The following is a 25,841-nucleotide window of genomic DNA, read 5'->3' as shown; positions in this document are numbered from 1 at the left end:
TGGCAAAGAAAAAACCCGTCTCCAAAAAGACGAGCAATTGGCTGACAAACCTCTTGGATACAGCAAAAAATGCTTCCGCCTGCCGCTCTTTCCGAGCTTATACCAACCGCACCCGATACTCCCTCATCCAGGTGTCCAACTGGATCAGATAAGCGAAAAGCTGAGGCACGTTCATCAGCTGGCCAAACCAGGGCAGGTGCTCACGGGAAAGATCCCGGGCTGCAAAGTTGCACAACTCCTTGACGTTCACCAAAGGCACGATCGGGGAGTCGTTCTCCGTCAAAATCTCCAACGCTTCATTTTTTACGGCTTCCAAATAAGCCGGGTTGTGGGTTTTGGGGTAGGGACTCTTTTTCCGGGTGCGTACATCTTCAGGGAGAACCCCTTTCAATGCCCGGCGGAGCAGCCCTTTTTCCCGGTCATCCATCTTTTTCATCGCCCAGGGGATATTCCATACATATTCCACCAACACATGATCGCAGAAGGGAACGCGAACTTCCAGGCCGACCGCCATACTCATCCGGTCTTTCCGGTCAAGAAGCGTCGGCATCCAGCGGGTCAGATTCAGATAAAACATCTCCCGCATCCGCGCTTCCGCCGGATCTTCCCCGGCGAGACGCGGCACTTCCTCCAACGCTTCCTGATACCGACGCCTTACATAGGCCTCCGGCTGAATCTCCTCTATTACATCGGGCGAGAAGAAACGGATCCGTTCCTTTACTAGCCGCGCCCACGGGAAGGTATCGGCATTCATCATCTCCGGACGGTGGAACCAGGGATAACCTCCGAACACTTCGTCGGCGCACTCTCCCGACAGAACCACGGTAGCATGATTTTTGATCTCCTTGCAAAAGAGAAGTAATGAGGCATCCACATCGGCCATCCCCGGCAGATCCCGCGCCCGTACCGCCTGTTTCAGGGCATGCACCAAAACCGGGATATCTACCGTCACCAAGTGGTGCCGGGAAGAGAGAAATTCTGACATCCGCTTCACCCAGGGGGCATCGGAGTTGGGCTGAAACTCATTCGGGGTAAAGTGACGGTCGTTCCCCTCATAATCCACAGAAAAGGTGCGAAGTGTTTCTCCCTGCCCTTGAAAATGGCGGGCGGCACAAGCAGAAATTGCGCTGGAATCCAACCCGCCGGAAAGCATGGTGCCTACCGGCACATCGGAGACCAGCTGCCGGGTAACGGCATCGGTAAACAATTCCCGCACTTTTTCAATGGTAGTGTGCATATCGTCTTCATGGGGTTTGCTTTCCAGCTGCCAATAAGGGTGGATACGCAGGTTCTCTCGGGTCCATTTCAGCCAATGCCCCGGACGCAGCTCCTGAATCCCTCGAAACACGCCGTGACCCGGGGTGCGTGCAGGACCGATCGCCAACACTTCCGCCAGCCCCTCCCGATCCATTACCGGTTCCACTTCCGGATGGGCCAACAGGGTTTTCAACTCGGATGCAAACAACAAACGACTCCCTTTTTGCGTGTAAAAAAACGGCTTTACGCCGATCCGGTCCCTCGCCATATAGAGGCTCTGTTCCGCCTCGTCCCAGATGGCAAAGGCAAATATCCCATTCAAATGCCGGGCGCATTTCACTCCCCATTCCGCATAGGCAGTAAGGATCAACTCTGTATCCGACCGAGTGTACAATGTGTATCCCAGGCTTTTCAGCTTTTGTGTCAACTCATTCATATTATATAACTCACCGTTGTACGTGATTACCAGATTGCGCTCCCCGTAGCGCCGCACCATCGGCTGAGTGCCGCCTTCCGGGTCGATCACGATCAGCCGCCGGTGGGAAAAGGCAGCATGCTGGGACATCCAGTACCCTTCCGCATCCGGACCGCGGCAAACCAGTGTTTCATTCATCTGTTCCAACACAGAGCGGATCTGACTGACATTTTGCTCCCGATCAATCCATCCGGAAATTCCGCACATGGTCCTCATCCCTCCAACACAAGCGGATACACTCCCCATCATCCTATGTGAAATGGGCGCAGAGGTGCGAAAAAAATAGCTCCCTTTCATAACGAAAAGGAGCTTTGCCGTCTTAGCATCCAACGATATTACTCCTCTTTGAATATGGAAAACCGCCTGGTCCATTAATAACGGATCAGACGGTTTTTTCTCATTCCTTATTGGCAAAGAGGGTGGGATGAGACCCACAGTAAAGGTACGGTGGTTTTCAAGACCGCTGTATGGATCAATAAAACCGGCAGCATTGTAAGGAGCTTACCGGTCGTGTGATTGATACCTTAAGCCGCTTGAGCAAGGGGTTGTTTTGTTTTCTGTTGACGGTAATCGAGGTAAAGGCGAATAACAGACACAAGTGCTGCAAGCAAGGAAGCAATAGCGGAGATCAAAGCGCTATACATTGCGATATTTTGCATGACTTGCACCTCCCCCTCGGGTACTCACAACCATAATCCTAGCAAATACTTTTTTTGATATCTATACACAAAAATTGCCAACCTATTTGGTTGGCAAAAGGGGGTTATGAGGGTCCCATATCCGCTTTTAGTAGCTGTTTCACGCTATTTATCCCAACTCATGATCAGCACCGTCTTTTATTCGCTGAAACTGTGCTTCAGCCACAAGATCTTCCAACTCTTCGCGAAAGGTCCACCAGATGGTTTGGGCGTTTCGGGCCATCGGTTTTAAGGCTTCTTTGGCGATGGGAATGAGGGAGGGAACCGAGGCGACCAGCAACGCTCCTGCCAACCATTTATCCAAAGGCTTCACGGGTTATTAAGCAACTCCTTTCCTTTTATTTGGTTGATCCAATTGTTTTTATGCGCAGGACAAGCTCTGTTGCTGCATTTGCAGCGGGTTGTCAACCGAGGGACGGTTGAACAGCCGGACCAGCGGTCTGGACAAGGTGGAAATCAAACCGGATACCAACAGAACGGGAATCCACTGCCTCCATGCCAAGGGAGTCGTCTGCAGGAATCGGGAGAGCGGCGGCAGGTACAACACACTCAGCAGAGCCAGAACAGACGTGCCCATGGCTCCCAGCAGGAATCGATCCCTTGACCAATCCCGTATGTTTTCTGCGGACCCTTCGCGGCGCCAAGACAAGGTCTGAATGAGTTGACCCATTACCAAGGTGGCAAAAGCTACGGTCTGCGCAGTTAAAAGGGAGCTTCCCTTAAGAAGATGCCAACTGAACAGCCCCAGAGAGCCTGCTCCCAGCAAGGCACCCCGGATGGCAACTTTTCGGTACAGATTTTTGTCAACAATATCTTTCCGTTCGGTTTCCTTTGTTTTATTGCCGGGATTTACCGCGAGAATCATCGCTGGCAAGGCATCCGTCAATAGGTTCATCAACAAGATTTGAATCGGAATCAAGGGGATCGGCAAGCCGGCGATTACCGCGATGCCGGTTACGATGATCTCCGCCAAGTTGCCGGTCAACAGGCAACCGAGGGCTTTACGAATGTTACTGATGATGGTGCGCCCTTCTTTAACCGCCTCGACAATCGATCCAAAGTGGTCGTGCTTAAGCACCATATCAGCTGTTTCCTTGGTGACGTCCGTGCCGGTTTGACCCATGGCGATCCCGATATCGGCTTGTTTAATGGCGGGAGTATCATTGACCCCGTCTCCAGTCATGGCAACCGTATGCCCAAGCTTTTGATAGGCAGTCACAATCCGCATTTTGTGTTGCGGTGTAACACGGGCAAAGATGGAAATCTGGTCAATCTGCTGTTCCAGCTCTTCGTCGCTTAGCCGGTCCAACTCTTGTCCCGTCAGGATTTTCGGTTCGTCTTCCGTCATATGCAATAATTTGGCAATGGCAATGGCGGTAGAAGGATGATCACCGGTAATCATGACGGGACGAACACCCAAATTTTTTGCTTCCTGGATGCTTTCAGCCACGTCCGGTTTCGGTGGGTCCATCATTCCAACCATGCCGAGAAAAATCAATTCTTCTTCCTGATCGCAACCGTTTTCTTCTGACCAGGTGACGGGACGATAAGCAAACCCTAATACGCGCAAGGCTTGACTGGCCATTGCTTCGTTCTTTTGTAGAATTTGCTGCTTTTCTTTCTCCGTCAATGGATACGTTTTTCCGTTCACCTGATAGGTTGTGCAGCGTTCCAGGATGGATTCCAAGCTCCCCTTTGAGAAGAGGTAGCAGTCATTTTCAAACTGACGACAAATCACTGTCATACGGCCATGAGACGAATCAAAAGGAATCTCATGGACCCGTTTCCACTCATCCGTTTTCTCTTTCATCCCCGCTTTTACGGCTAGGGTCAGCAGGGCTCCTTCGGTGGGGTCGCCCTTGACGATCCAACGGCCCTCTTCTTTTACCAACTCCGTGTTATTGCATAGGAGGCTGATTTGGCACATCCGTTGAATTTCGGGTTGTTCTGAGAGGTTGACCGCGGTATCCGAACCGACAGGTCGGATGGATCCAACCGGTTGGTAACCATCGCCTTCCACATCCCACTCTGCTTGCAAGGTGGCGATTTTTTTTACCGTTATCTCATTTTTGGTCAACGTCCCGGTTTTATCGGAACAAATAACCGTCGTTCTCCCCATTGTCTCCAAGGCGGACAAACGACGAATCAACGTGTTTGTCTTTGCCATACGGAAAATACCTGCACTTAGGGCGATTGTGACGGTAACCGGCAACCCTTCCGGAATGGCGGAGGCAGCCAAAGTAATAGAGGTGGCGATCATTTGCGGCAGGGAAATCCCCCGAAGCAATCCGACCACGAAAACAATCCCGCCTATGATCAGCGCCCCTTTGACAAAGGTTTTGCTAATAGAGGTAACCCGTGCTTGCAGCGGTGTCACCTGTTTTTCTTTTTTGCCGAGGGCCACCAATTGTCCCATTTCCGTTCTCGGTCCGGTTTGGACGACAATGCCAATCCCCCTCCCGCGAGTTACGTCGGTTCCCATATACAGCATGTTGGTACGTTCTGCCAACGGGGTATCCGGCGAGACGGGTTGGGGGTGCTTCAAAACAGAAACAGACTCGCCGGTCAGTACCGACTCATTCACCTCTAAATCATGGGAGATCATGAGGCGCAAATCTGCTGGGATACGATCTCCCGCCTTTAAGATAACGACATCTCCTGGAACCAGATCCGTCCCGGAAAGTTCTACCGTTTTTCCATTCCGGATCACCTGGCAGATGGGCGGCTGGTATTGGTTCAGGGTTTCCACGACCTTTTCCGCTTTCCGTTCTTGCAATGCCCCCACCGCGGCATTGGCTAACAGGACAACAGCCATCGCTATTCCGTGAAAAGCGTCCCCAGTGAAAAAAGACAAGGCGGTGGTGCCTAACAAAAGCAAAGTGGTGAACTCTTTGAACTGTTCCAGGAAAGTGATCAGCCAGGGCGTCGCTTTTCGGGTGGTCAACTGGTTCAGACCAAAGCTTTGCTGACGGGACAAAACCTGATCCTGGTCGAGACCTCTTTTTTTGTCGACCCCGAGATATTGCATCACGTCTTCCGTTTGCAAATCATGCCAGGAAAAGGCGGCAGACTGCGGCAAAGCCGATTCCGCCGTTGCCGATACCTCCCGTAATGCTGTTTCCTCGAGAAGGGACGGTGCTTGGCGGTTGGTTAGAGATAGGCGGTTGATTCTGGATAGGAACACCAGGCTCAGCATATCTGCTGCCAGGTTAATCGTCCATGCGCCGGCCCACCCTGTCAATGCCAACAAAAGACCCGCAGCGTTCCACCATTGGGAAATACGGAAATGTTGTCGGATCATCCGGTCTGTTTTTTTGGCTATATCAAAGGATTGGAGTACTGATTGCAATTCGTCATCGGAAACCGTGAGTACGTTGGATTGAACAAGGGACAACCGATGGGGAGTAACCCAAAGGACACCCTTCCCTTCCTTTCGCAATGAAGCGATGCCGTGACGGACATCCGCACTGTTTCGATAGATGAGGCGGGGATGGACCCCATAAGATTTAAGAACTTCAGGCGGGATCCCCTGCCGGGTAAAAACGCCGATCTCCAACCCATGTTGTCGCATTTGTTTGGTAATGGATGAAAAGTTTGCTTTGATTTGAAATTCCCGTCGATATAGCATGGCGACAGGCTGAAATTCGGACCCGATCTTTTGTGCCAGGAGCCGAACGGCATAGCCTTTCCGCCCCATCCGCCTTGCGCGAAATATAAAGGGTTCACAATTTACTCCCAATGATTGGAGCGAGGAAAGGCTGCCAAAACAATATTCCTTCTGCTGGATGGTGCCGATAATGACATCATCCGCTTCTTTTACTTTGAAAGCGGTCCGGTTCTTCCGCCCCTTTTGTTGATGGAGATGCAGGATTGGTTCTCGCCAAGGGTGTTCGCTTTTATTAAGCAGGGAAGCAGCAACAGTCCAGACAGTCTCTTCCGAAAGTGAATCATTGGTCAAACAATGAATATCGAGATCTTGTAAGGGTTCAAGGATGCTGTCTTCGTCAAATAGAACGGTTTTCGTCCGGGCCAATTCCGGGAGAGACCCGCCTCTGGGCAATGCCCCGTTTTCGTCTCTCAGCATGGTCTCCGCACGTTTCCACGCCGTAGGTGCGGAGATGGATGCCGTACGCGGGTTGGCTGCCAAGAGGACTGCCAAACTACGTAAGGGGCTTTTGGTAAAAGCCCATGTTGCCCCGGCGATGGCCATCCCTCGTCGGCCTGCTTGTTCCGTATACTGCCGGATTTCCGGCGGCAGGTACGATTCAGGAGAGCCATCTTCTGCCTCCGGAAAGCGGGTTCGATGTTTCCAGTTAATATACTGCAGAATGCTTAACCCCGCTAAGACGACCAGGTTCTCCCGTACTAACGCCAGTCCAAGGGCGCCAATCCCTAATAAAAGGTCGGCGTTCCACCTTCGTTGTTGCGAGATTTTCTGGATTCCCCGCCTTAAAAAAGGATAGCCCGTTGCGATCGAAAAAGCGCCGGCCAAGTAAAAGGGAAGGGAACTGTTGGCTATAGCCGACTTTCCCCACAATAGCTGTTTGGTTGAAAGGAGAGCCAAGCAGCCCATCGAAGCGATTAAACCTGGGGGCATGCGATCTCCGGAAAAACTTTGCGGGATTTGTGGCATGGTTTGAAAAGACGAAGGAATCTGGTCAGCAGGAACTTCTTCCGCTACCCGAGTAACAGCCACCTCTTGAAAGCCCGCGGCATGAGGAAGGTCATCCGGCGCCATATTCGCTTCGATCGCTGCCTCTTGTGAGGATGGACCTTCCACAGATGGACTAGCCGACATTCCTGACAGCCATTCTTGTTCCAGAATCGCGATCGTTTCAAAAATGCGTGTGGCGGCTATCTTTTTTTCGTCATAAAGAATTAAGCCCCGTCCTGATTGAGGGGATAGCTTAACCTGGAGCAATCCTTCCTGACAGGATAAACGTCTCTGCAGGTAAATAGCGGCTTCGGGATTTTGCTTGAGGGCAGCAATTTCCACGCGGATTCGCCCCGGTAAAGTTCGGATAAATCGCTTACTACGCTCCAAAGGAATCACACCTCGCAACATCTATACGGAAGTATTTTGATCCCGTGCAGATGGATTTATTCGCGTGTATGAATTCTGTTTCTTGGGGTACTCTCAATAAATAAGGAGGAATCATAAGTGGATCTAAAAAAGCTCATGGATTTAAGAAAATGGATCTCTTCCCCAGTGGGATTAATAGCAGCGGGGACGGTGGTACTGGCAATGTCCCCTGAAGTCCGAAAAGCGGGTAGAAAACTGATGGTAAAAGGAACCGCAGCTTCCTTCAATTTAATGGACCAAATAAAAAACAAGTTGCGTAGGGATGGTTATGACCTCGGGATGGGTATCTCTCCGAAGAACGAAAACGACAAAGGGAATACGGATAGGATGGAAAGTGTTAACAGTATGAAAGCCGAAAATGAGGACCAAGATGTCGTTGCTTTTTTGCAGAGCAAAATCCAACACCAATTGGCAGAGATCGAAAAATTACGGTCGCAATTAGAACAGACTAACGAGCAGTCGGATTCCATGGATCAACCATCAATGCAAATGGAATCACCCTCGGGTAAAACTAACGGACAGTCGAAACAAACAAAACGAAACACGGACCAAACGGGCTCACAAGAGCAAGGGGGTGAATAGGCATTGTTTCGAAGCAGTTCCATCTGGGCCGGTGTTATTTCCGCCGGTATTACACAGCTTCAGGATACCGTCAGCTTTTCCAAGGGCAAGATGAACCGGAACCGATATGCGGTGAATACTGCTGCCAATTTGAGCGGTGCGGTTGGACTGACGGCCGGCGTCGAATATGGGGCCTTACTGGGAACAATGCTATTTCCCGGTCCTGGAACGGTGGTGGGAACCATTGCCGGAGGACTGATTGGAGATCGTCTGGGGCGTTGGGTTGGGGAAGGAGCAGCTTCTTCCATCTCTCAAATAAAAAAAGCGAAGGTTCCGAGAGAGAAGGATTTCGAGTTGCTTTCTCATCCAAATAATTAATGGGGTTTTTAGTATTTGTGCCATTGAATACGAAAAACCGCCAGGTCCATCAATGACGGATCCGGCGGTTTTTTCTCATTCCTTATTGGCAGAGAGGGTGGGATTCGAACCCACGGTACCCGTGAAGGTACGGCGGTTTTCAAGACCGCTGCCTTCAACCACTCGGCCACCTCTCCCCATATAGAAAGCGACATCTTCTAATTGTACTGAGAATGGCCAAAAAGTCAAGGGTCGAAAACTTCCACGCCTGGATATGGCGGGATGTTTTCCCCTCTCGCTTCTGACCGATGATCAAAAAGCTTGAGGGGAAAATCATACCTGCCGACTCTCCCTCATTATTCCGGCTTTTCGATGCTTTCCAGACCGCCCATATAAGGACGCACCACTTCCGGAATCAAAATGCTGCCATCTGGCTGCTGATAGTTCTCCAAAATCGCGGCGACGGTACGTCCGATGGCCAGACCGGACCCGTTCAGGGTGTGAACAAATTCCGGCTTGGCTTTCGGTCCGCGGCGGAACCGGATGTTTGCCCGGCGCGCCTGGAAATCCTCAAAGTTGCTGCAGGAAGAGATTTCCCGATACGTACCGGAACTGGGGAGCCACACTTCCAGATCGTATTTTTTGGCGGCGGTGAAACCGAGATCAGCGGTGCACATCAACACCACCCGATAAGGAAGGCCCAAACGCTGCAACACTTTCTCCGCATCGCCCACAAGGCTTTCCAACTCGTCGTACGACTTTTCCGGATCAGCAAACTTCACCAGTTCCACCTTGTTAAACTGATGCATCCGGATCAGACCCCGGGTATCCCGCCCGGCGGAACCTGCTTCCGACCGGAAGTTGGAACTGAATGCGGCAAATTTCTGCGGCAGGTCATCCGCGCTCAAAATCTCATCCTGATAATAGTTGGTCACCGGCACTTCGGCTGTCGGGATCAGAAAGTAATCGGTCCCCTCCACACGGAAGGAGTCTTCGGCAAACTTGGGCAGCTGTCCCGTTCCCGTCATCGCACCGGAGTTGACCATATACGGCGGGATCATTTCTGTATAGCCGTTTTCCGTAGTGTGAAGATCCAACATATAGTTGTACAGAGCCCGCTCCAACCGGGCACCCAATCCTTTATAGAAAACAAACCGGGATCCGGTCACTTTGGCTGCCCGTTCAAAATCGAGGAGATCCAGCTCTTTCGCCAAATCCCAATGGGGTTTCGCTTCAAAATCAAATTTCGGAACCTCCCCCCAGTGACGTACCGGCACATTGTCGTCTTCGCTTTCGCCAACCGGAACGCTTTCATGGGGAATATTGGGTATGGTGAGCAGAATTCGATTCAGCTCTTCATCCACCTGACGCACTTCATCGTCCAATTCTTTGATCCGATCGCTGACCTGGCGCATCTCAGCAATGGTATCTGCCGCATCTTCACCTGCTTTTTTCTTCGCGGCGATCTCTTTGGATACTGTATTGCGCCGGTTTTTCAACTGCTCCACTTCCTGCAGGAGATTGCGGCGGCGCTCATCCAAACCTTCCACTTGATCCAGTCCGCTGATGTCCTCGCCGCGGTGCTTCAACTTTTCCCGCACCACATCCATTTCCTTCCGAAATCGTTTGATGTCCAACATGGCCCTTAACCCTCCTTTTTCCTAAACAAAATAAAAGGAACCCCATCCCAAGGGACGGAAGGTTCCGCGTTGCCACCCTCATTGACCGGACTGCTTGCCCGGTCCTCTTTGCAGCGTCATAACGGCCGCCAACCGGCAGCGCTTCAGGCGATTTTTCCGCTTTCCGCGCTCAGCTCCGAGAGGGATTCCCTGGATCGACGGGGCAGTTCGCACCAACCACCGCCTCTCTGACACCGCCGGGTCCAAGTACTGGTTCTCATCTACGCATTTGTTCCCCAGTCTGGGTTATAAAAGTTCATTTTATACAGTTTGCGCCTGTCTGGCCTGTTTCGCCATCTCCACGAAATGGGCGTGAAGGCGGGGATCTTCCGTCAATTCGGGATGGAAAGCCGCCCCTAGAAGATGACCCTGTTGCACGATAACCATCCGGTCTCCGATGGCGGAGAGGACATCTACCCCTTCTCCTGCTTCACTGATGTAAGGTGCCCGGATAAAGACGGCTTCGAAATCTTCGGCGACACCTTTTACATTCAACCGGGCCTCAAAGCTTTCCCGCTGACGCCCAAAGGCATTGCGCCGCACGGTGATATCCATCAGACCCAAATGGGACACGTCGGACTCTTCAATCCGTTCCGCTAGCAGAATCAGTCCCGCACAGGTACCGAAAATGGGGAATCCGCTCTTCCCCAACTCCCGGATCGGCTCCATCAGATCATATTTATGCATCAGTTTGCTGATGGTGGTCGACTCTCCCCCGGGAATGACGAGACCGTCCAAATCCTCGAGGTCTTGTTTCCGCTTGACGGTCACGGCTTCAGCGCCCGCCTGTTCCAGCATTCTCACATGTTCGCGAACCGCCCCTTGGAGGGCGAGCACACCGATTTTCAACAGAACATTCCTCCTGTTACCAACCGCGTTCCTGCATCCGATCCGCCGGGGTCAGGTTGGAAATTTCAATACCCGGCATGGCACCGCCCAACCCTTTGGACAGCTCGGCGATCAGCTCGTAATCTTCATAGTGGGTGGTTGCTTCCACGATCGCTTTGGCGAATTTGGCCGGGTTTTCAGACTTGAAAATGCCGGAACCGACAAAGACGCCGTCCGCACCCAATTGCATCATCAGAGCGGCATCTGCCGGGGTAGCCACTCCGCCCGCCGCAAAGTTCACCACCGGGAGCTTACCGGTTTCATGCACTTGCAACAGCAGTTCATAGGGCGCACCGATTTTTTTTGCTTCCGCCATCAATTCGTCGCGGGACATGGATTGCACCTGACGGATTTGAGACTGCATCTTCCGCATATGACGCACCGCTTCCACGATGTTGCCGGTACCCGGTTCTCCTTTGGTGCGAATCATGGATGCTCCTTCACCGATCCGGCGAAGGGCTTCGCCTAGGTCACGAGCACCGCAAACAAAGGGAACGGTGAACTGGCTTTTGTCGATATGGAACAGATCATCCGCCGGGGTGAGCACTTCGCTCTCGTCAATATAGTCTACGCCCATCGCCTCCAGCAGACGGGCTTCCACAAAGTGTCCGATCCGCGCTTTGGCCATCACGGGAATCGATACGGCGTTCATCACTTCTTCCACAACCGTGGGATCTGCCATGCGGGCCACACCGCCGGCGGCACGAATATCGGCCGGTACCCGCTCCAGAGCCATCACAGCGACCGCTCCGGCTTCTTCTGCCACCTTCGCTTGCTCCGCATTGACTACGTCCATGATGACGCCGCCTTTTTGCATCTCGGCCATCCCGCGTTTGACGCGGTCTGTACCCGTTGTTACACCATTGAGAACCTCTTTGGACATGTGTCCTTCACCCTCCTAGTTTTCCCGGAATCCCAACCTTCATAAGATCCATTGTAACGGAAATCTTGTTTCATTGACAACTGAGGCGATTTGTTAAGCCCAGCTTCTATGAGACCGCCAACCAAACCCGGCGGAACAACAGCCGGAGCCACCCGGCTTCTTCCGCATCCTTTTTCAGGACCACAGGAATGGGTTTCATTCCGGACATCTCTTTTTCATCATACAAAATCTTCGCTTTTCCGACTACTGTTCCCGACGACAAGGGAGCTTCCAGATTTTTGTTGAAGGAAAGGTGATAAGACACTTTCTTGGACTCTGCGGAAGTCAATGGCAGCTGCAACGGTTGAGCGACTGTGACCGGAACTTCGGTATTCAACGCATTTTTGATGTGTACCGTCTTATGGCCGGGTACCGGTATTCCTGGGGAGAGCACCTGTTTCATCTGATAATGATCAAATCCGTAATTCATCAGTTTTACTGTCTCATCAAAGCGCTTATCTTTGGAAGATGTGCCCATTACCACAGTGATCAACCGCATGTTTCCCCGTTTGGCAGAACCGGCGAAACAGTATCCCGCTTTTCGGGTGTATCCGGTTTTGACCCCGTCCACCCCGTCGTAAGCATGGGAAAGGCCGGGGAGCATCCAATTGATGTTGGTCAGTTTCTTTTCCCTGGCTTCTCCCGGACGGAACACCAGCTCCGGCATCGCGGTAGTCTTTTTAACTTCGGGAAAATCCTGCAGCATCCGGCGGGTCAACTCCGCTACGTCCCGAGCGGACATATAATGGCCGCCCTTTACCTTGGGCGGATGCTGATAGCTTTTTACGGGCAATCCCGTCACATTATGAAAATGAGTATGTTTCAATCCCATTTCGTTTGCCTTCCGATTCATCCACGTGACAAAACGGGCTTCACTTCCCGCCAAGTGCTCCGCCAGCGCTACTGCGGCATCATTGGCGGAATACACGGCCATGGCGGAAAAAAGTTCGCGTACCGTCCGCTTCTCTCCCGGAACAAGATTCACCTGCGCTTCATCGACGCTGGCGGCATTGGCGCTCACGGTAACCTTGTCGTTCCAATGCGCTTTCCCTTTCTTCACCTGTTCCTGTACCAGATATTCCGTCATGATCTTGGTCATGCTGGCCGGAGGGTAGGAGCGGTCGGCTTGTTTTTCGGCCAAGATGCGGCCGCTCTCTTTTTCCATCAATATGTATGATTTGGCATCCACATGGAGCCTTTGTTCCGCATGGGCCGTTGGACCATTCAGCGGAAGGAAGAGCCCGGTCCAAACACAAATCGCTATCAGAAAAGACAGGCACACCCGCTGAAATCGCCTCTTTCCCTGCACCTTTCCACCCCCTGCACCTTTTTCTGGATCGGCACAAATATTTTAACAAAAGATTCCACTTGTGAATACGACCTCTCTAGTGTAACGAAAGGGCGCAAAAAAGAAAATACAACAAAAAACACAGGGCTCACACCCTGTGTAGGTAGATCAAAGGTTATAGTTTGGAGCTTCTTTTGTGATTTGGATATCATGGGGATGGCTTTCCCGCAGGGATGCGTTGGTAATGCGAATAAACCGGGTATCGTTTTTCAGTTCGGTCAAGTTTTTAGAACCGGTGTACCCCATACCGGCCCGCAGACCGCCCATCAGCTGGTAAACCGTATCCGCCAAAGGACCTTTAAAGGGAACGCGGCCTTCGATTCCTTCCGGCACCAACTTTTGTGCGCTGTCCGTGTTTTCCTGGAAGTAGCGGTCTTTGGAACCCGCCTTCATGGCACCGATGGATCCCATACCGCGATACACCTTAAACCGGCGTCCCTGATAAATCTCCGTCTCACCCGGAGATTCTTCCGTTCCGGCGAAGAGACTGCCCATCATGACAGCATCGGCTCCAGCGGCCAGGGCTTTGACGATATCCCCGGAGAAGCGGATGCCGCCGTCGGCGATAATCGGCACATTGTACTTCTTGGCGACGGTGGCGCAATCGTAAATGGCCGTAATCTGCGGCACGCCGATCCCTGCCACAACACGGGTGGTACAGATCGATCCGGGACCGATGCCCACTTTGATCACGCTGGCCCCGGCTTCGATCAGGTCCCGGGTGGCTTCACCGGTGGCCACGTTTCCGGCTACGATCACCAGTTCCGGATATTGCCGGCGCAGTTGAGCCACCGTTTCCAGCACGCCTTTAGAGTGGCCGTGGGCGGTATCCACTACAAGAACATCCACTTCCGCTTCCACCAAGGCGGCAGCCCGTTTCATGGTATCTCCGCTGACACCCACCGCGGCTCCCGCCAACAGGCGACCGAACTCATCTTTGGCCGCATCGGGGAACAAAGTGGCTTTCTCAATGTCCTTGATGGTGATCAATCCTTTGAGGACGCCTTCTTCGTCCACCAAGGGCAGCTTCTCGATTTTATGCCGCTGCAAGATGCCTTCCGCATCTTTCAGGGTGGTGCCCACCGGAGCGGTCACCAGGTTTTCCCGGGTCATCACTTCTTGGATTTTCGTGGAGTAGTCGTGGATAAACCGCATGTCCCGGTTGGTAATGATGCCGACCAACTTGCGGTCTTGATCCACGATCGGCACTCCCGAGATGCGGTACTTGGACATCAGGGCTTCTGCGTCATATACCTGGTGTTCCGGGTGAAGGTAGAACGGATTGGTGATCACTCCGCTCTCCGAGCGTTTCACCCGATCCACTTCTTCCGCCTGATCATTGATCTCCATGTTTTTGTGAATAATCCCGATACCGCCTTGCCGCGCCATGGCAATCGCCATCGGGGCTTCCGTCACCGTATCCATACCGGCGGAAATCAGCGGTATGTTCAGCTTTACTTTGTCCGTCAACCGGGTAGAGATATCCACATCCCGCGGAAGCACCTCAGATTTTGCCGGAACGAGCAGCACATCGTCAAACGTCAAGCCTTCTTTCGCAAACTTTTCCTCCCACATGGACTCTCCAAACCCCTTTATTTCAAACTTTGTTCATGAGTTCCGCCAACTAGTTTTTGCAATCTTATCAGACAGCCAAAAGCCTGTCAAGACGCGGAAAATAGCCATACCTTTTCAAAAAAATCGTCACGGATCCACAGGCAAATGTTTGCCCTAAACGGACAGCTACCATCTTCTTTAGCCTGCGACAGGAAACAGAGGATCATACACTCGACGATGTTTTCGTTTTGATTCCGCCATCTATCATCCCATCAGTCAAATACGATGTTTGATAAACCCGTGCCCTCCTTCACACAATAATGGAACGAATGCTGGTGAAGGAGACGAGAAAGCATGGAACAACCGGTACGACGCATTCGCTGCGAATCCCCTGAGCAAAAAATGTGGGATCTGTATGCTCTTTTGGAAAATGAACCCACAGTAAAGCCTTTCTTGGAGGAAAAATACCGCCGGCAAAGCATCGATTCTCCCTCACGGGCAGCGTTCCAAAATACCCAGGCCTTCATCTACCATATCAAGCAAGCCCGTGAAACCTACCGGGCTGCCCGACAGGCGGACTTGATGATCCGGCCGCTTTTGTCCTATTACGGCATGATGAATTTGTGCAAAGCGTGGATGCTGTCCCGGGACCCCGAATATCCGCGCAGCACGTCGGTGATGCGCCACGGAGTCTCCACCCGCAAACGGAAAAAACAAGGTTTTCGTTTTCGACAAGATGAGGTACGGATACAACAAGAAGGACTGTTTTCGGAGATGGCACGGGTGCAGGGCTGGTCCCGGCTGATCGGAGAAGTGTTTACCGTCGGGGAATTGTTCGCATTGTTGCCGGAAGTTCAAGACGGCTATCGGCAATTGACGCGGAATCCCTCTCTGTTTTTGGTGGCTGTACCGGAACCCTATCAGTTTCGGGACGAAGGAATGCCGTTTTATGTGGAGGAAGGGATTTTGGATGCCCTTCATGTTACCCCTCGAGGGCTGATCGACAAACTGAACCGGAACCGTCCCGCCAAAGCTGTTTATATGTTCCGTTCGGGCGAGGAATCCGCTCTCAGTCACGGACGGCTGCGTCTGTTGTGGAGTCATCCGAAAGTGCGTCACGTGGACCACTGGGAGTGGGGATTTCACCATCCCTTTTTTCGGGAGGATACACAGGGAGGATATTATCTGGTACCCGGCGGCAAACGTCCTCTTCTGTTGATGCCGGAGTTGTTCATCCATTACCTCTTGCTCTTCTCGGTGAGTATGTTATGCCGATACGAGACGCCGTTATGGGGAGAAATGTTGTATGGATTCTCGTCAGAAGACCTGTTGCTGATCCAAGAGTTCCTTCATGTCACGCAACGGAAGTTTCCCAATCTGATTTTAAACGAGTTGTTTGAGGAGAAGTTGATATTCGGGGTGATATAAAATAACGGGCAGCCCCAGTGGAGATATTAACCACGGCTGCCCGTTTTTATCGCGTTTACTCGTCCTCTTTTTCCTCTTCTTCGGTCATGGCGACCCGGGCCAGGGTGGCCACTTCCTCATCATCCTTGACGGAAATGAGCTTCACGCCTTGTGCATATCGGCCCATGGAGGAGATTTCCGATACGTTGACCCGGATAATGACGCCATTGGTGGTAACAATCATCAGGTCCTCCTCGGGGGAAACCACCTTCAATCCGACGACCGTGCCTTTCTTTTCCGTCACGGTAATCGTCTTGATCCCTTTGCCGCCCCGGGATTGAGTACGGTATTCCGACAGAGGCGTCCGTTTTCCAAAGCCTTTGGAAGTGACGAGGAGCGCATCTTTTTCCGGATCCACGACATCCATGTCGATCACTTCGTCCCCGTCGGAAAGCGCAATCCCTTTCACACCGGTGGCTGTGCGGCCCATCTGACGCACATCTTGTTCCGGAAAGCGGATGGACATGCCCATCCGGGTGCCCAGGATCACCTCCTGGCTGCCGTCGGTCAGGTGAACGCCGATCAGTTCATCCCCTTCCCGCAGATTAATGGCAAAGAGACCGTTTCTCCGGATACGGCCGAACTCTTCCAGCGGCGTCTTTTTCACCACACCGTGCTTGGTAGCGAAGAAGAGATAGTTGTCGGTCGTAAATTCCTTCACAGGAATGATGGCCTCAATATACTCCCCTTGCTCAATCTGGATCATGTTGATGATCGGGGTTCCCCGTGCAGCCCGTCCCAACTCCGGTACCTCGTAGGCCTTGATGGTGTAAACTTTCCCCTTGTTGGAGAAGAACAGGAGGTGATTATGGGAACTGGTTACAAACAGATGCTGAACGAAATCATCATCCCGGGTGCCCATGCCGGAAACGCCCCGTCCGCCCCGATGCTGCGCCCGGTAGCTGGAAAGCGGCATCCGCTTGATATAGCCCCGGTGGGTGAGCAAGATGGCCACCTCGTCTTCCGGAATCAGATCTTCTTCTTCGATCTCTTCCGTATTCAGCATAATGCGGGTGCGCCGCTCGTCAGCGTATTTTTTCCGGATTTCCAAGAGTTCATCTCGTACGACGCCGAGAATGCGCTCTTCGGAAGCGAGGATCGCTTTCAACTCCGCGATGGTTTTCAGGAGTTCCTGGTATTCCTCTTCGATCTTCTCCCGTTCCAACCCGGTCAGCCGTTGCAGACGCATATCCAGAATGGCTTGCGCCTGTTTTTCCGACAAACCGAATGTTTTCATCAGCCCGTCTTTGGCTTCCTGTGCCGTTTGTGATGCACGGATCAGGTTGATCACTTCATCGATGTGATCCAGTGCAATCCGCAATCCTTCCAGGATATGGGCCCGCTCTTCCGCTTTGCGCAGGTCGTATTGGGTGCGCCGGCGAATCACTTCTTTTTGGTGCTCCAAGTAGTGATACAGCACTTGCTGCAGATTGAGCACCAGGGGTTTTCCGTCGACCAACGCCAGCATGTTGACGCCGAAGCTGGTTTGCAGCGAAGTATGCTTGTACAAGTTGTTCAGCAGCACCCGCGGGTTCACATCCCGGCGCAGCTCAATCACAATCCGCATCCCGTTCCGGTCGGACTCGTCCCGAAGATCGGTGATGCCGTCGAGCTTTTTATCCCGTACCAATTCTGCGATTTTTTCCACCAGCTTGGCTTTGTTCACCTGGTAGGGGAGTTCTTCGACCACGATGCGCATCTTGCCGTTGCCGGCTTCTTCGATGCGGGTTTTGGCCCGCATTTTGATACTGCCGCGGCCGGTTTTATACGCTTTTTTGATGCCTTCCCGCCCCAGAATCAAACCGGCCGTCGGGAAGTCCGGCCCTTTGATGTACTTGATAAGCTCGTCCACCGTGATCTCCGGGTTTTTGATCATGGCCAGCAACCCGTCGATGACTTCCCCCAGGTTGTGCGGCGGGATGTTGGTCGCCATCCCCACGGCAATCCCTGCGGCTCCGTTGACAAGCAAGTTGGGGAAACGGGCAGGCAGCACCATTGGTTCCTCCAACCGACCGTCATAGTTGGGCCCGAAGTCGATCGTCTCTTTTTGGATATCGCGCAACATTTCCATCGTGATCGGTGCCATCCGAGCCTCAGTGTACCGCATCGCAGCAGGAGCATCTCCGTCGACGGAACCGAAGTTGCCGTGACCGTCCACGAGCATGTACCGGTAAGAAAAGTCCTGAGCCATCCGCACCATGGCATCGTACACGGCCATGTCCCCGTGGGGGTGGTAAGAAGCCAGTACGTTCCCGACCACGTTGGCCGATTTCCGATAGGGTTTGTCGGGCGTCATGCCCAGCTCATGCATCGTGTACAAAATGCGCCGGTGCACCGGCTTCAGCCCGTCGCGCACATCCGGCAGGGCCCGGCTGACAATAACGCTCATGGCATAATCCAGAAAGGAGTTGCGCATCTCCTGGCTGATATTGATCTCACTGATCCGCTGTGTTTCTTCCGACATACGTCGCTTCCCTCCGCTCTCTCTCGAATGGCAAGGTTACACGTCGAGGTTGCGTACCTGCTGGGCATATTCCTGGATAAATTCCCGGCGCGGTTCCACCTTGTCCCCCATCAGGGTTTCAAACACGGTGTCCGCATCCATCGCATCTTCCAGGGATACCTGCAGCAAGGTGCGGCTTTCCGGATCCATCGTCGTTTCCCAAAGCTGGGTAGCTGTCATCTCACCCAACCCTTTGTACCGCTGGATTTCCACTTTCCCCTTGCCTTCGAGTTCTTTCAACAGCTTCTCTTTCTCCCGATCGTTGAAGGCATAAAGCACCTTCTTGCCCTGGGAAATCTTATACAGGGGCGGTTGTGCGATATAGACATAACCCTGTTCGATCAGTGGACGCATATAGCGGTAGAAGAAAGTGAGAAGCAAGGTGCGAATATGGGCGCCGTCCACGTCGGCATCGGTCATGATGACGATTTTGTGGTAACGGGCCTTTTCAATATTGAAATCATCGCCGATCCCTGTTCCCAGAGCGGTGATAATCGTCCGTACTTCGTCATTGGAAAGCGCTTTGTCCAGACGAGCTTTCTCCACATTGATGATCTTACCCCGCAGCGGCAAAATCGCCTGGAACATCCGGTCACGCCCCTGTTTAGCCGTACCGCCGGCGGAATCCCCCTCCACCAGATACAATTCACTGATGCCGGCATTGCGGGAGGTACAGTCTGCCAGCTTTCCAGGCAGAGAGCTCACTTCCAGGGCGTTTTTCCGCCGGGTCAGCTCCCGGGCTTTCCGGGCAGCCTCCCGGGCCCGTGCCGCCATCACCGCTTTGTTGATCACCTTTTTAGCAACCGATGGATTCTCCTCCAGGAAGGTGAGAAAATGCTCGGCGAACAGGGATTCCGTCGCCGCCCGCGCTTCGCTGTTCCCCAGTTTGGTCTTGGTCTGCCCTTCAAATTGGGGATCCGGAATTTTGACGCTGATGATGGCCGTCATCCCTTCCCGCACATCGTCCCCCGACAAGTTGGCATCGTTGTCTTTTAGCAGGTTGTGACGTCGGGCGTAATCATTGATCACCCGGGTGAGAGCCGATTTGAATCCGGCTTCGTGGGTACCGCCTTCGTGCGTGTGAATATTGTTGGCGTAGGAATAGATGTTGCTGGTGTAGCCGTCGTTGTACTGGATGGCGATCTCTACGCCGATATTCTCTTTCTCTCCCTCGATAAAGATGGGAGGAGCGTGAAGGGTTTCCCGGTTGCGATTCAAATGCTCCACAAAGGAAACGATTCCGCCGTCATATTTGTATTCTTTCGCTTTGCCTTCCCCGCGCTCATCTTTCAGGGTGATCCGGACGCCGCGGTTGAGGAAAGCCAGTTCGCGTAAGCGGTTTTGCAGGATCTCAAAGTCATACTCGGTGGTCTCAGTAAAAATCTCGGGATCCGGTTTAAAGGTAACTTTGGTTCCGGTTTCCTCGGTTGTGCCCACTACTTCCAAATCGTGCTGCGGTACCCCGCGGTGGTACCGTTGGTGGTGGATCTTGCCGTCCCGCTTCACTTCCACTTCCAACCATTCCGAGAGGGCGTTCACAACCGAGACACCCACCCCGTGCAATCCGCCGGATACCTTGTAACCTTCTCCGCCGAACTTTCCGCCAGCGTGCAATACGGTCATGACAACCTCCACCGCCGGGCGTCCCATTTTGGGCTGGATCCCCACCGGAATCCCGCTGCCGTTGTCGGCGACGGTAACGCTGTTATCTTGGTGCACCACCACGTCGATGGTGTCGCATCGACCCGCCAACGCTTCGTCGATACTGTTGTCCACCACTTCCCACACCAGATGGTGAAGCCCGCGGCTACTGGTGGAACCGATATACATCCCCGGCCGTTTCCGAACCGCCTCCAGGCCTTCCAGCACCTGAATCTGCGACTCATCATAATTGGTATTCTGCATGGTCACTTCACGTCACCTACTCTTTTCGTTCCTTTTTGGATTCCCGTTCCGCAGACACTCCCTGCAACCGGTTTCCGAGGGGGTGTGCCCGTTTCATCAAAGTCAACGAAGAGATGGGAGAAGCGTAAACAGCCTTTTCCGTCACCACATAAGACTTGATCTCTTCATGAGAGGAAACTTTTTCGATCCGTGCCCGGTTGCGCTCATCCTCTAAAAAAGGGGCGAGGGGGGCGGAAGAACGACGGATGCCGGCATCCAGAATGGCCACCACCTCGCTGACTCGAATCATTTTATTGCCGCCCAAATGGATAAACACCGAATCACCTCAATTCCGTAACGGTTCCCTGACGCACACGGTACATCCGTGCTCTGTCCAGGGTTCCTTGATCAATCCCCTCCAAGCCGGTGATGGTCACAAAGGTTTGCACCTTCCCCCGAATCGCCTCCAACAAGTGGGTTTTCCGGGAATCGTCCAGTTCAGAGAGAACGTCATCGAGAAGAAGTATCGGATAAGTGCCGGTTTCTTGATGTATCAATTCGATTTCCGCTAATTTGAGGGATAAGGCGGCGGTACGCTGTTGGCCTTGGGAGCCGTAGGTGTGGATATCCACCCCGTTGGCAGCCAAACGCAAATCGTCCCGGTGAGGACCGACCAAGGTGCTTCCCCGTTGAATCTCCTGCTTGCGAAGGTTTTGGAGAGTCTGGCGAAATTGTTCCTGGAGCGCCTCTTCCTCCTGCCCCGCATCCATCTCTCCCGACGGCTGGTAGTGAATCGAAAGCGCCTCTTTTCCATCCGTAATTCCGCTGTGGATATCCTGTGCCCAGCGGGTCAACACATCCACAAAACCCCGCCGTTTGATCCACAGGTGAACCGCCGACTGAATCAGTTGTTCATCCAACACTTCCAACAGCATTTCCTGTTCTTTTCCATTTTTACTGATATCCTTCAGTATGGTGTTTCGCTGCAGGATCAGTTTGTTGTATCGCGTCAAATGGTAGACATAGGACGGGCTCACCTGGCCGATTTCCATATCGAGAAACCGGCGCCGGACCTGAGGACTTCCCTTGACAATCGCCAAATCCTCGGGAGCAAAGAGAACGGCGGTCAACGATCCGATATACTCACTGAGCCGCCGTTGTTCCACCCCGTTCCGTGACACTTTTTTGCCTTGGGGAGTCAGCCGGATGTCCAACCGATGCGACCGGCCTTCCCTGTTGACCCGGGCCCGGATACGGGCCGCAGGCTCCTCCCACCGGATCAATTCCTTGTGGGAGCGTGTCCGATGGGATTTCCCGATCGCCAGCACATAAAGGGATTCCAGGATATTGGTCTTCCCCTGGGCGTTGGGACCGACAAACAGGTGCAGCTCTTCCGGGCATGTCAATTCCAGCTGGGGGATGTTGCGGAACTGAGTCAGTTCCAGCTGTTCCACATGCAAGATGCATCCCCCCTTAAGCCTGGGTGAGCCGGATGGTACCGAAGCCTTCAATATCCACAATATCCTGTGGATAAAGTTTTTTCCCGCGACGGTACTCGATTGTACCGTTCACCTTCACCTGATGTCCAGCCAAGAACCCTTTGGCTTGACCGCCGGTGTCGATAATATCCAGTTTTTTCAGGAGTTGCCCCAGCGTGATGTATTCATCATCAATGGTGATCTGTCGCACACCCTATTCACTCCAACCTTTAAAATCTGCAATGAGGCATTACCGCGTCCGGATCGGGACGATCAGATGCAAGGCATCTTCCCGGTCGGCGGGTTGAATCACAAACGGAGTCATCGCCCCCGTAAAGAGGATTCGGATTTCCTCGCTGTCCACAGCCTTGAGCGCATCCATCATGTATTGCGCGTTAAAGGAGATACCCATTTCTTCCCCGCTGACTTTTGCCGCAACTTCTTCAACCACGCTTCCGACATCCTGGGCGGCAGAGTTCACCTCTACGACGCCTTCCTCTTTCAGAGTCCATTTTATCACATTATCCCGTCCATCCCGGCTAATCAGAGCAGCCCGGTCCACCGATTGCAACAAATCCTTGGTGGAAGTAACGATTTCCGTTTTTCCGCCTGTGGGGATCACCCGATTGGTATCGGGATATGTTCCTTCCAACAAGCGGGAGAAAAAGAGCAACCGTTCCGTACGGATCATGATCTGATTCTCGGATACGATCACATCCACAAAGCCTTCCTGATCACCGAGGGTTTTGGCCAGCTCCGACAAACTTTTGCCGGGAACGATCACATTTTCGATCGCGAGATCGGCCGGGGCTTCCACTTCCGCTTGTCGGCGGGACAGACGGATGCTGTCGGTGGCAACAAAGGTGAGTATCCCTTCTTTCAGCTGCCACAATACGCCGGTCAATACGCCCCGTGCTTCCGATGTGGAAACAGCAAATCCCGTTTGCCGGATCATCGACTTTAACAGTTCCGCCGGCAGTGTAAACTTCTGATCTTCTCGCAATTGCGGCAAGCGGGGGTATTCCTCGGGGTCCAGCCCTTTCAATTCAAACTGGGCTTGTCCGGAGCGAAGCGTGGTAATCCAACGGTCATCTACTACCCACTCTACTTCATCTCCCGGAAGTTTGCGTACAATATCACCAAAGATTCGGCCCGGCAGGACCACACTACCTATTATTTCCACATGAACCAGTTCTTTATCATCCGCCATGACGGGGACTTGTACTTGAATCGTCAGGTCCGAGTTGCTGCCGGTCAACCACAAACCCTTTTCATCCACTGTGGTTTTGATTCCGGTCAGAATGGGGATGGTTGTTTTTTGGGAAACAGCTTTGGATACTTGAGATACTGCTTCTACCAAAGCAGAGCGGGAAACACGAAATTTCATGTTGATCCTCCTTGTATAGATTCCGATCATGTATGTGGAAAAACGGCATGAAAAGGGAGCACACCCCGAAGGGTGTGGCCAGTTGTCCCGAAGGTGCGGTTTCTTGATGTGAAATAAAACAAATGCGGTTGTCATAATCGAGGATAAGATACATATATATTATATTTTAAAGATCGTCGTCATGGTAATAGGGCCTGTGAATAATGTGAATAAGTGATTTGGGCCCAAGAAAATCAGCCTATACACCCTGTGGATAAACTGTGCATAGGCTGGTAACGGTTGTCCACATGATTCACATTCAGACGATCGGGACCTCGTTTTATCCTCGTTCGTTTCCTCTGAGCGTCAGAAAAACAAGGAGAGGTTGTCCACACATATCCACATCTTCAACAGGAATGGGACAACTTCTCCCATCGGGCTCCTTATCCATTTCATAGAAACCCCCTCATCGTTGACAAAGGGTGGATAACCCCTCTATACCTGCTGCAGGAGTCGTTTTTTTATATCGTCCAGGGCTTGTTGCAAGTTACGATCCGTGGATAAAGTCCGGGAGATTTTCTCATGGGCGTGAATGACGGTCGTATGGTCCCGGCCGCCGAACTCCTCTCCGATTTTGGGCAGGGAGCCGTCTGTCAGTTCCCGTGATAAGTACATGGCGATTTGTCGGGGCAGTGCCACGTTGCGGGTTCGTTTCTTCCCTTTTAAATCTTCGACCCGGATATGGTAATAGGAACAAACGGTTTCCTGGATGTCCCGGATGCTGATCACTTTGGGCTGCTGATGGGGCATGATATCTTTCAACGCTTCCCCTGCCAACTCTACTGAAACCGGTTGATTCATTAGGGCGGAGTAGGCTACCACCCGGATCAGTGCTCCCTCCAGCTCCCGGATGTTGGTGTCGATCCGATCGGCGATGAAAGCCATCACTTCACTGTCAATATTCAGGTTGTCCGCAATCGCTTTTTTTCGCAAAATCGCAATCCGCGTCTCATAATCCGGAGGTTGAATATCGGTGATCAACCCCCATTCAAACCGGGAACGCAACCGGTCTTCCAGCGTGGGGATCGCTTTGGGCGGACGGTCGCTGGAAATGACGATCTGCTTGCTTTCCTCATGCAACGCATTGAATGTGTGGAAAAATTCTTCCTGGGTTTGCTCTTTTCCTGCAAGAAATTGAATATCGTCTATCAACAAGATATCCACATTGCGGTATTTATTGCGAAAATCATCGGTTTTATTGTCCCGGATCGAATTGATGAATTCATTCGTGAATTTCTCGGAGGAAAGATACACCACATGCGTGTTGGGTGTATGGGATTGGACATAATTGCCGATGGCATGCATTAAGTGGGTTTTGCCCAATCCGACACCTCCATAGATGAACAATGGGTTGTAGGCTTTGGCCGGTGCTTCTGCTACAGCGAGGGAGGCTGCATGGGCAAACCGGTTGCCCGAACCGATCACAAAGGTATCAAAGGTATACCGGGAGTTCAGCATTGTTTTCGGGGCTTCGGCGGTCTCGTCGGGCGGGGTTTTGGCCTCCGATTTTCCGCTGGTCTCTTCCGGTACGGCTGCAGCATGGGTGATAAATTGGACACCGATAACAGATCCGGCCACATCCTGCAGTGTATCGCGGACCAAGTTGGCATAACGGGATTCGAGCCAATCCCGGGCAAATTCGTTGGGCGCCGAGATGATCAGGGTATCGTCGCGGTAATCCACAGCTTCCGTAGCTTGCAGCCACGTTTCAAAGCTGGGTTTGCTCAGTTTCTCCTGAATCCGTTCCAATGTTTGCGCCCACAATTCTTGAATATGTTTATCCACAGGGGTCCCTCCTTTCTCCACAAGTTCCTTTTGACGAAAATTCTTCACAACCCGTATGGAATACTAGAATCACTAAGAGAAAATCCTACCTATCCACATTGTCCACACTGTTGTGGAAGCTATTGTTCACAATCCACCTGTGGATTTCCACAAAGTTATCCACAGGTTGGGGATAAAACGGTCGATGTACACAGTTATCCACTGTGGAAAACATCAACATGATATCAGATTCTCCTAGTCATCACAACGGATTCCTTTCCTTTATCCACAATTCACAGGTGTGTGGATGCATTTTTGTTCACAGGACTTATTATGTGGATAATCAGGGGATAACTCGGGGATAGATGTGGGGGACAAAATAGTTGTCCACATGTGGATAAGGCACCGTTTGTGGAATCCCCTTTTCTTGACAACCGTTTATCTGGACGCTTATAATAAATGGGAATGTCAACGGAGACAATTCGCATGAGAACTTT

General features: G+C 52.4%; 19 protein-coding genes, 1 tRNA gene and 1 other annotated feature. Of the genes, 3 read left to right on the top strand and 17 right to left on the bottom strand.

Features of this window, described 5'->3' with window-relative positions:
- Window positions 1-97: 97 nt before the first annotated feature.
- The 4 genes from asnB to IEW70_RS02075 form a co-directional block, all read right to left on the bottom strand.
- Entirely contained in the window at window positions 98-1,939 is a 1,842-nt protein-coding gene (gene asnB / locus IEW70_RS02085; RefSeq protein ID WP_188646259.1) for an asparagine synthase (glutamine-hydrolyzing), read from the bottom strand.
- Between the two features lie 317 nt (window positions 1,940-2,256).
- Window positions 2,257-2,391 carry a hypothetical protein gene (locus tag IEW70_RS18035; RefSeq protein ID WP_268234809.1) on the bottom strand — a complete coding sequence of 45 codons (135 nt, stop codon included), beginning with the start codon at window positions 2,389-2,391 and terminating at the stop codon, window positions 2,257-2,259.
- A gap of 148 nt (window positions 2,392-2,539) precedes the next feature.
- Entirely contained in the window at window positions 2,540-2,743 is a 204-nt protein-coding gene (locus IEW70_RS02080) for a hypothetical protein (protein ID WP_188646258.1), read from the bottom strand.
- 48 nt (window positions 2,744-2,791) lie between these two features.
- On the bottom strand, window positions 2,792-7,474 hold the full coding sequence (locus IEW70_RS02075) for a cation-translocating P-type ATPase (RefSeq protein ID WP_373285892.1): 4,683 nt from the start codon (window positions 7,472-7,474) through the stop codon (window positions 2,792-2,794).
- Window positions 7,475-7,591: 117 nt separating this feature from the next.
- Between IEW70_RS02075 and IEW70_RS02070 the strand changes: the two genes are divergently transcribed.
- Window positions 7,592-8,095 (top strand): hypothetical protein, encoded by a 504-nt coding sequence (locus IEW70_RS02070; protein ID WP_188646257.1) that lies wholly within the window; start codon window positions 7,592-7,594, stop codon window positions 8,093-8,095.
- A 3-nt stretch (window positions 8,096-8,098) separates the two neighbouring features.
- Window positions 8,099-8,452: a glycine zipper domain-containing protein gene (locus tag IEW70_RS02065; RefSeq protein WP_188646256.1), complete on the top strand. Its 354-nt coding sequence runs from the start codon at window positions 8,099-8,101 to the stop codon at window positions 8,450-8,452.
- An 86-nt stretch (window positions 8,453-8,538) separates the two neighbouring features.
- Here IEW70_RS02065 and IEW70_RS02060 read toward each other — a convergent pair.
- The 6 genes from IEW70_RS02060 to guaB all read right to left on the bottom strand — a co-directional run bounded on the left by IEW70_RS02060 (window position 8,539) and on the right by guaB (window position 14,843).
- A tRNA-Ser gene (locus IEW70_RS02060) sits at window positions 8,539-8,628 on the bottom strand.
- Window positions 8,629-8,787: 159 nt separating this feature from the next.
- Window positions 8,788-10,071 carry a serine--tRNA ligase gene (gene serS / locus IEW70_RS02055; protein WP_188646255.1) on the bottom strand — a complete coding sequence of 428 codons (1,284 nt, stop codon included), beginning with the start codon at window positions 10,069-10,071 and terminating at the stop codon, window positions 8,788-8,790.
- A gap of 47 nt (window positions 10,072-10,118) precedes the next feature.
- Window positions 10,119-10,343 (bottom strand) — a binding site (T-box leader).
- A 28-nt stretch (window positions 10,344-10,371) separates the two neighbouring features.
- On the bottom strand, window positions 10,372-10,962 hold the full coding sequence (gene pdxT, locus IEW70_RS02050; RefSeq protein WP_188646305.1) for a pyridoxal 5'-phosphate synthase glutaminase subunit PdxT: 591 nt from the start codon (window positions 10,960-10,962) through the stop codon (window positions 10,372-10,374).
- Window positions 10,963-10,975: 13 nt separating this feature from the next.
- Window positions 10,976-11,881, bottom strand: a complete 906-nt coding sequence (gene pdxS, locus IEW70_RS02045) for a pyridoxal 5'-phosphate synthase lyase subunit PdxS (protein WP_188646254.1) — start codon at window positions 11,879-11,881, stop codon at window positions 10,976-10,978.
- A 106-nt stretch (window positions 11,882-11,987) separates the two neighbouring features.
- Window positions 11,988-13,229, bottom strand: a complete 1,242-nt coding sequence (locus IEW70_RS02040) for a D-alanyl-D-alanine carboxypeptidase family protein (protein ID WP_188646253.1) — start codon at window positions 13,227-13,229, stop codon at window positions 11,988-11,990.
- A gap of 147 nt (window positions 13,230-13,376) precedes the next feature.
- Window positions 13,377-14,843: an IMP dehydrogenase gene (guaB, locus tag IEW70_RS02035; protein ID WP_188646252.1), complete on the bottom strand. Its 1,467-nt coding sequence runs from the start codon at window positions 14,841-14,843 to the stop codon at window positions 13,377-13,379.
- A 333-nt stretch (window positions 14,844-15,176) separates the two neighbouring features.
- On the opposite strand from guaB, the gene IEW70_RS02030 reads away from it, so the two are divergent.
- Entirely contained in the window at window positions 15,177-16,250 is a 1,074-nt protein-coding gene (locus tag IEW70_RS02030; RefSeq protein WP_188646251.1) for a YaaC family protein, read from the top strand.
- A gap of 55 nt (window positions 16,251-16,305) precedes the next feature.
- Here the strand turns inward: IEW70_RS02030 and gyrA are convergent, their stop codons facing one another.
- The 7 genes from gyrA to dnaA form a co-directional block, all read right to left on the bottom strand.
- On the bottom strand, window positions 16,306-18,753 hold the full coding sequence (gene gyrA / locus IEW70_RS02025) for a DNA gyrase subunit A (RefSeq protein ID WP_188646250.1): 2,448 nt from the start codon (window positions 18,751-18,753) through the stop codon (window positions 16,306-16,308).
- Between the two features lie 36 nt (window positions 18,754-18,789).
- The gene (gene gyrB / locus IEW70_RS02020) at window positions 18,790-20,697 is read right to left on the bottom strand and encodes a DNA topoisomerase (ATP-hydrolyzing) subunit B (protein WP_188646304.1); all 1,908 of its coding nucleotides are present in this window, start codon (window positions 20,695-20,697) and stop codon (window positions 18,790-18,792) included.
- A 16-nt stretch (window positions 20,698-20,713) separates the two neighbouring features.
- Entirely contained in the window at window positions 20,714-21,013 is a 300-nt protein-coding gene (gene remB / locus IEW70_RS02015) for an extracellular matrix regulator RemB (protein ID WP_188646249.1), read from the bottom strand.
- Window positions 21,014-21,017: 4 nt separating this feature from the next.
- On the bottom strand, window positions 21,018-22,136 hold the full coding sequence (gene recF / locus IEW70_RS02010; protein ID WP_188646248.1) for a DNA replication/repair protein RecF: 1,119 nt from the start codon (window positions 22,134-22,136) through the stop codon (window positions 21,018-21,020).
- A 13-nt stretch (window positions 22,137-22,149) separates the two neighbouring features.
- Window positions 22,150-22,365, bottom strand: a complete 216-nt coding sequence (gene yaaA / locus IEW70_RS02005) for a S4 domain-containing protein YaaA (RefSeq protein WP_188646247.1) — start codon at window positions 22,363-22,365, stop codon at window positions 22,150-22,152.
- A gap of 39 nt (window positions 22,366-22,404) precedes the next feature.
- The gene (gene dnaN / locus IEW70_RS02000; protein ID WP_188646246.1) at window positions 22,405-23,541 is read right to left on the bottom strand and encodes a DNA polymerase III subunit beta; all 1,137 of its coding nucleotides are present in this window, start codon (window positions 23,539-23,541) and stop codon (window positions 22,405-22,407) included.
- 474 nt (window positions 23,542-24,015) lie between these two features.
- Entirely contained in the window at window positions 24,016-25,365 is a 1,350-nt protein-coding gene (gene dnaA / locus IEW70_RS01995) for a chromosomal replication initiator protein DnaA (RefSeq protein WP_188646245.1), read from the bottom strand.
- Between the last annotated feature and the right edge of the window lie 476 nt (window positions 25,366-25,841).

This window comes from Marinithermofilum abyssi, assembly GCF_014641195.1.
Lineage (GTDB): Bacteria > Bacillota > Bacilli > Thermoactinomycetales > DSM-45169 > Marinithermofilum > Marinithermofilum abyssi.
The sequence above is the reverse complement of the archived record's forward strand: the minus strand, read 5'-3'. Positions and strand labels throughout refer to the sequence as shown.